At 46.6% G+C, this 4,649-nt stretch carries 4 protein-coding genes and 1 pseudogene; 3 read left to right on the top strand and 2 right to left on the bottom strand.

Translation table 11 applies throughout. From position 1 onward, the window contains the following. Window positions 1-153: 153 nt before the first annotated feature. Window positions 154-885, bottom strand: a pseudogene (locus tag RIB93_RS12520) (AAA family ATPase); the annotation flags it as partial. 159 nt (window positions 886-1,044) lie between these two features. On the opposite strand from RIB93_RS12520, the gene RIB93_RS12515 reads away from it, so the two are divergent. From RIB93_RS12515 to RIB93_RS12505, 3 genes are all read left to right on the top strand, one after another. Beyond that, window positions 1,045-1,173, top strand: coding sequence for a hypothetical protein (locus RIB93_RS12515; RefSeq protein ID WP_446373096.1), 129 nt, complete (start codon window positions 1,045-1,047; stop codon window positions 1,171-1,173). A 39-nt stretch (window positions 1,174-1,212) separates the two neighbouring features. After that, window positions 1,213-1,356: a hypothetical protein gene (locus RIB93_RS12510; RefSeq protein WP_446373095.1), complete on the top strand. Its 144-nt coding sequence runs from the start codon at window positions 1,213-1,215 to the stop codon at window positions 1,354-1,356. A 167-nt stretch (window positions 1,357-1,523) separates the two neighbouring features. After that, on the top strand, window positions 1,524-2,549 hold the full coding sequence (locus RIB93_RS12505) for an N-acetylmuramoyl-L-alanine amidase (protein WP_446373094.1): 1,026 nt from the start codon (window positions 1,524-1,526) through the stop codon (window positions 2,547-2,549). Window positions 2,550-2,678: 129 nt separating this feature from the next. Here the strand turns inward: RIB93_RS12505 and RIB93_RS12500 are convergent, their stop codons facing one another. Next, on the bottom strand, window positions 2,679-4,190 hold the full coding sequence (locus RIB93_RS12500; RefSeq protein WP_446373093.1) for a hydroxysqualene dehydroxylase: 1,512 nt from the start codon (window positions 4,188-4,190) through the stop codon (window positions 2,679-2,681). Window positions 4,191-4,649 lie beyond the last annotated feature (459 nt).

The raw sequence follows: 4,649 nt of genomic DNA, 5'->3' as shown, positions 1-4,649 counted from the left end.
GCTTAAACCCGTTAAAACGGGTTCAAAGACTTACTCAGTCAGTTGTAGGTTGGGTTGAGGAACGAAACCCAACACCATTGTTGATTTGCTGGCTAAGGTTTTTAGTGATGCGATCGCGTAGGGCGAAGACAGCGTAACGACGAACTCAAGATATTACTCCCGTATCTCTCTAGCAAACCAGCGCCGGATTAACTCCACCTGGAAGCCGTAGCCGCCACCACTGTCTTCAATTAACTCCCGTTGCAACAGTAAATTAAGGGTAGGATTCAAATGATCCGAAAACTCGCGGGATAACGCCACCTCACCAATACTCGCCCCTTCCCCTTGTGCAGCTAAAAAGCGCAGTATCGCCAATCCCAACTCATCCACTTGATTGCGTTCGATATCGGCAAAGAAGAAGCTACCACTACTTAAGGCTTCGGGTACGGCGGCTTCAACATCAGCTACAGTTGCTAGTCGGCGAACGGATACCTCTTGCTCATTTTTCAGGGCGACAATCTCAGAGCATAGTAATTGTACCAAGCAGGGATGACATCGGGTTAAGCAGAGGACTCGCTCAACTGCATCCGGTTCATAGCGTAGGGTAAACTCTGGGATGGGGCGTTCAATCAGTTGGCGGGCTTCGGGTTCGTTCAGGTAACTGATATGCACAACTTGAACGTTAATCAGGTAACTCGCCCAGCGCTGAAATTCTTCGATAGTATGAGAGCCAGCCAGTAAGACTTTGAAGCGGGGGCGGTGTTGGATGAGATGGCGTAGCATCCCCAGGACATCGGTTTCGCTGAAATGTCCTTCAGTTAAGGCTTTATCCAGTACCTCGAATTCGTCTAATGCTAGGAGTGCAGTGTTGTTGTCTAAGGTTTGTTCAACTTTATCCAGCCATTCGTGAACCCCAATGCGTCACACAGTTCGACAAAATACTCAAAATCAATGGGTTCGCCATTGAGGAATTTTTTAACCGTGGATAACGATGGGGTAACGTGTTCAGCAAACTTCTTTTGGCTGGGGTAGCCATTGCGCCGAAGTGCTGATTTGACGTGTTGTATGTACTCTGGGACAACTTTAAGCGATCGCGCCATTATTCATAATCAGCGAAAAGTCAATTCAGGTCAACTCAAAGTTAGCCATAAGTCAGCCACCTCAGCTAAAGTTCTCAACTCGTTACTCACCTAGGGTTCTCGTTGAATAGGATTATGAGTTCAATCTGATTCAATGAAACTATTTGAAGACCTTAAAACCATCCTGGAGATAATTGTAATCTTAGCGGCGCTGCCTGAATACCCCCTGCTGCTGGTGACGGCGGTTGTCGTTGTCTGGATGTATGTGCTAATCAACGATCAGGATATTGAAAGGTAGAATTGCTGACGCACAGCGCCTACATCGTAGGGGCAATTCATAAAGGATTACCCACAGGTGTTGGTTCAACGGAAAAGCCTGCGTAAGTCCTGATTTTACAAGGAGTGTCCGACTAATTAAATATCATCTCCCCATCTCCCTGTCCCCTGTCTAGAGGAACTTTAACGGTGAAACTGCACTGGCTACTTCCCAGTTTTCTCGGCTTTTTTTTGCTCTCCTTTCCAGCGCAAGCGGCGAGATTGCTCTCCTGGCGCTTTGATGTGAATCAAAATCAACTCGTCTTTACCACTGATGAAGGGGTACAACCCAGAGGGCAATTTCTTGCCAATCCCAACCGCCTGGTGATTGATTTAGCCGGTATCCCCCTGGAGAATGCCAAATTAGAACAATTAGTCGGTGGTGCAGTGCGGGTGGTGCGTGTCAGTCAATTGAACCCCCAAACCACGCGCTTGGTGATTGAGTTTAATCCGGGTTATACGATTAATCCCCAACAGGTTCTAGTTAAGGGATTCTCCCCTCGGATGTGGACAGTGCAGTTACCACCACCGCAACGAGTTGTCCAATTAACCACACCCACCCCCCTACCGTCGCAAAATTCTGTTATACCGCCTATCACCAGCAATCCTCCTTTCCATAGTTCCCAAGTTCCCAACCGCCGTATTGTGGTTATGGTTGATCCCGGACATGGAGGAAAAGATCCCGGTGCGGTTGGATTAAATGGATTGCGGGAAAAGGATGTAATTTTGCCCATTTCTCAACAAGTTGCCGCCATTTTACAGCAACAAGGGATTCAAGTGGTTCTTACCCGAACCAGCGATTATTTTGTAGACTTAGCACCCCGCGTGGAGATGGCAAAACAAGCCCAGGCGGACTTATTTGTGAGTATCCATGCGAATGCTGTTGGTCGTCGTCCTGATGTGAATGGATTGGAAACCTATTATTACTCGAATGGTCAGGGTCTGGCTCAAACCATACATGATAGTATTTTACAGAGAATTCAGATTCGCGATCGCGGCGTGAAACAAGCCCGATTTTACGTCCTGCGTAATAACCCCATACCCGCCGTCCTCGTGGAAGTTGGATTTGTTACCGGACAAGAGGATAACCCTAGACTAGCGACACCCGAACACCAGAGCCAAATGGCAAGCGCGATCGCACAAGGTATCTTACAATATATTCGGCAGAATCCATAAATAAATCGTAGGGGCGGGTTTAGCCGCTTAATTTTGCTATTGACCGATAACCTTTCAACAACACCCGCCCTTCCTAACTCGTGCCTTCTCGAAATAAATCCCATCTGCCATCTGCCATCTGCCTTGCTGCTAAGGTAACCAAAAATCAGGTAATACTGTCTTCCCCCAATCCCGCACCGTTTTATTAATCATCCGCCCCAATTGAATATGAGGTTCATCAGGTTCAACCGGAATAATATTTGCCTTATTTCCATACCCAAAACGGTCAATTACCAAATTTGCCGCCTCTAAACCCGTTATGTATGCCTTCTCCTGTGACCAAGAACCGTGATGGGTAACAATCCAATCCCCACTCATAAAAACATTATCAATCGGAGTTGTCGCTGGCAGCAAATACTGATAACTTCCCGGTGCAAAATGCGTTACCCCTTGCGGTACACGAATCACACTGCTATCAATAACCTTGGCATCCCGGAACTCTGGCACACAAGTGGCTAAATCTCGATGAACCTTTGCCACAATTTGCTCATCACTCATGGGCAATAACTGATTCCCATGATAAAAATCTGCTTCAATGACACTTCCCGGTTGATATGCATATTCATCATGCAACGCATTCAAATCAAAAAATGTCCATCCCGTCGTCGGATCAAAGCCAAAACAAGCATTAGACGGATTCCGCAGAATAACTTTCCGGTCAAACCATAACCGGGTTGCCAGGACATCAATTGCGCCTAAGTTTCTCAAATTTCGGAATTCCGAATAGGGTTGCAAACTACTACTCGCACTGACAATTTTTTTCATGCCATTGACACTAACGGCAAAAATAACCGCATCGGCTTCAAAGACATCCTCACCACAGACAACCGCTTTAGCCTTACCCCTATCGTCCAAGAGAATATCATTCACCCGCTTATTCGTCAGCACTCGTCCCCCGGCTTTCTCAATCCGCTCCACCCAGGGTTTAAAAATCATCTCTGCCACCGTTCCCCGACACCAGACGACATCAAAATTAGGTTGGTGAGCCAAAATGAAGTAATAGAGCATTCCCAGGGCGGCGGCGGCTGAACATTGCTCGCCAGGGGCAAATAACCCCACCAATAGCATCGGTTCAAAGGAATCTCGATACAATCGGGCAGAGACACCAAACTGTTTAAAGAGTTCGCGGGCGGTTACCTGATCATAACGTCGCCATGCTTGATCAGAATTATCAAAATCAATCAGAGCATACAGGAGAGGTAAAGCAGAAAGCCTGTCAATCAGAGGTAGGCGTCTAAACTTGGGATAGAGAAACGTTCCCAATGGGGTAGGAAGCGGGAACTCATTCTGAAACAGAGGCGATTCTACTTCTAACCCAGCAGGAGAATATTGGGAGGAATGGGTAAAAGGTGTGAAGGGTTGGAGCCCCAATTCGTGAACCAGGCGAAAGATATTGCGATAGGGATACCAGAACCCATGAATACCCCCCTCGACTGAACGCCCCCCAGAGGTTTTCCATCCAGCTACTAATCCACCGGGATAGGGGGCGGCTTCTAGAAGAGTAACATTGTAGCCTTGTTGAGCAAGATGATGAGTCGCTCCTAAACCTGCCCATCCGGCACCAACGACGACTATCCGCTTTTGTGCTGACGTTTCTGACATCCTTGATCCCATAACTCTCTCTTTATTTAGCCGGATCTCGCCGAATCCTACGTCTTGTATTCTTTGAATCAAGCGTAGATGAATGCGAGTCAGGATGTAAGTTGCTCACAAATTCCTTTTCTCCATAAATAGGGTTGGATTTTTCTGACATCAGCCGTTAAGTTTTTATCAGCATAAAAGGCTACTCTAGTTCCTAGATTTTGCATTCCTCGTACTCGATAAACGTTTCCGTCGAATACCACCAAATCATTCATCTTTGTTAACTACTAGCACTTTTGTCATTGGTTTGAACTAGATGAAGTTCATCTCTTGCGAGTGGTTCACTTCGCCAATGTTATGAAGGGTTTATTGTTCTAGACACTCTTCCTACCCATCAGAACTGTTTAATCTAGAACCGTAGAGTTCAAGGCTAGTGAAGCACCTTGAAGTACCTATATATTCCTTCATAACGTAGCTATT

The sequence above is a fragment of the Coleofasciculus sp. D1-CHI-01 genome, from assembly GCF_040218875.1.
Lineage (GTDB): Bacteria > Cyanobacteriota > Cyanobacteriia > Cyanobacteriales > Coleofasciculaceae > Coleofasciculus.
This window is presented reverse-complemented; position numbering and strand designations above follow the sequence as displayed.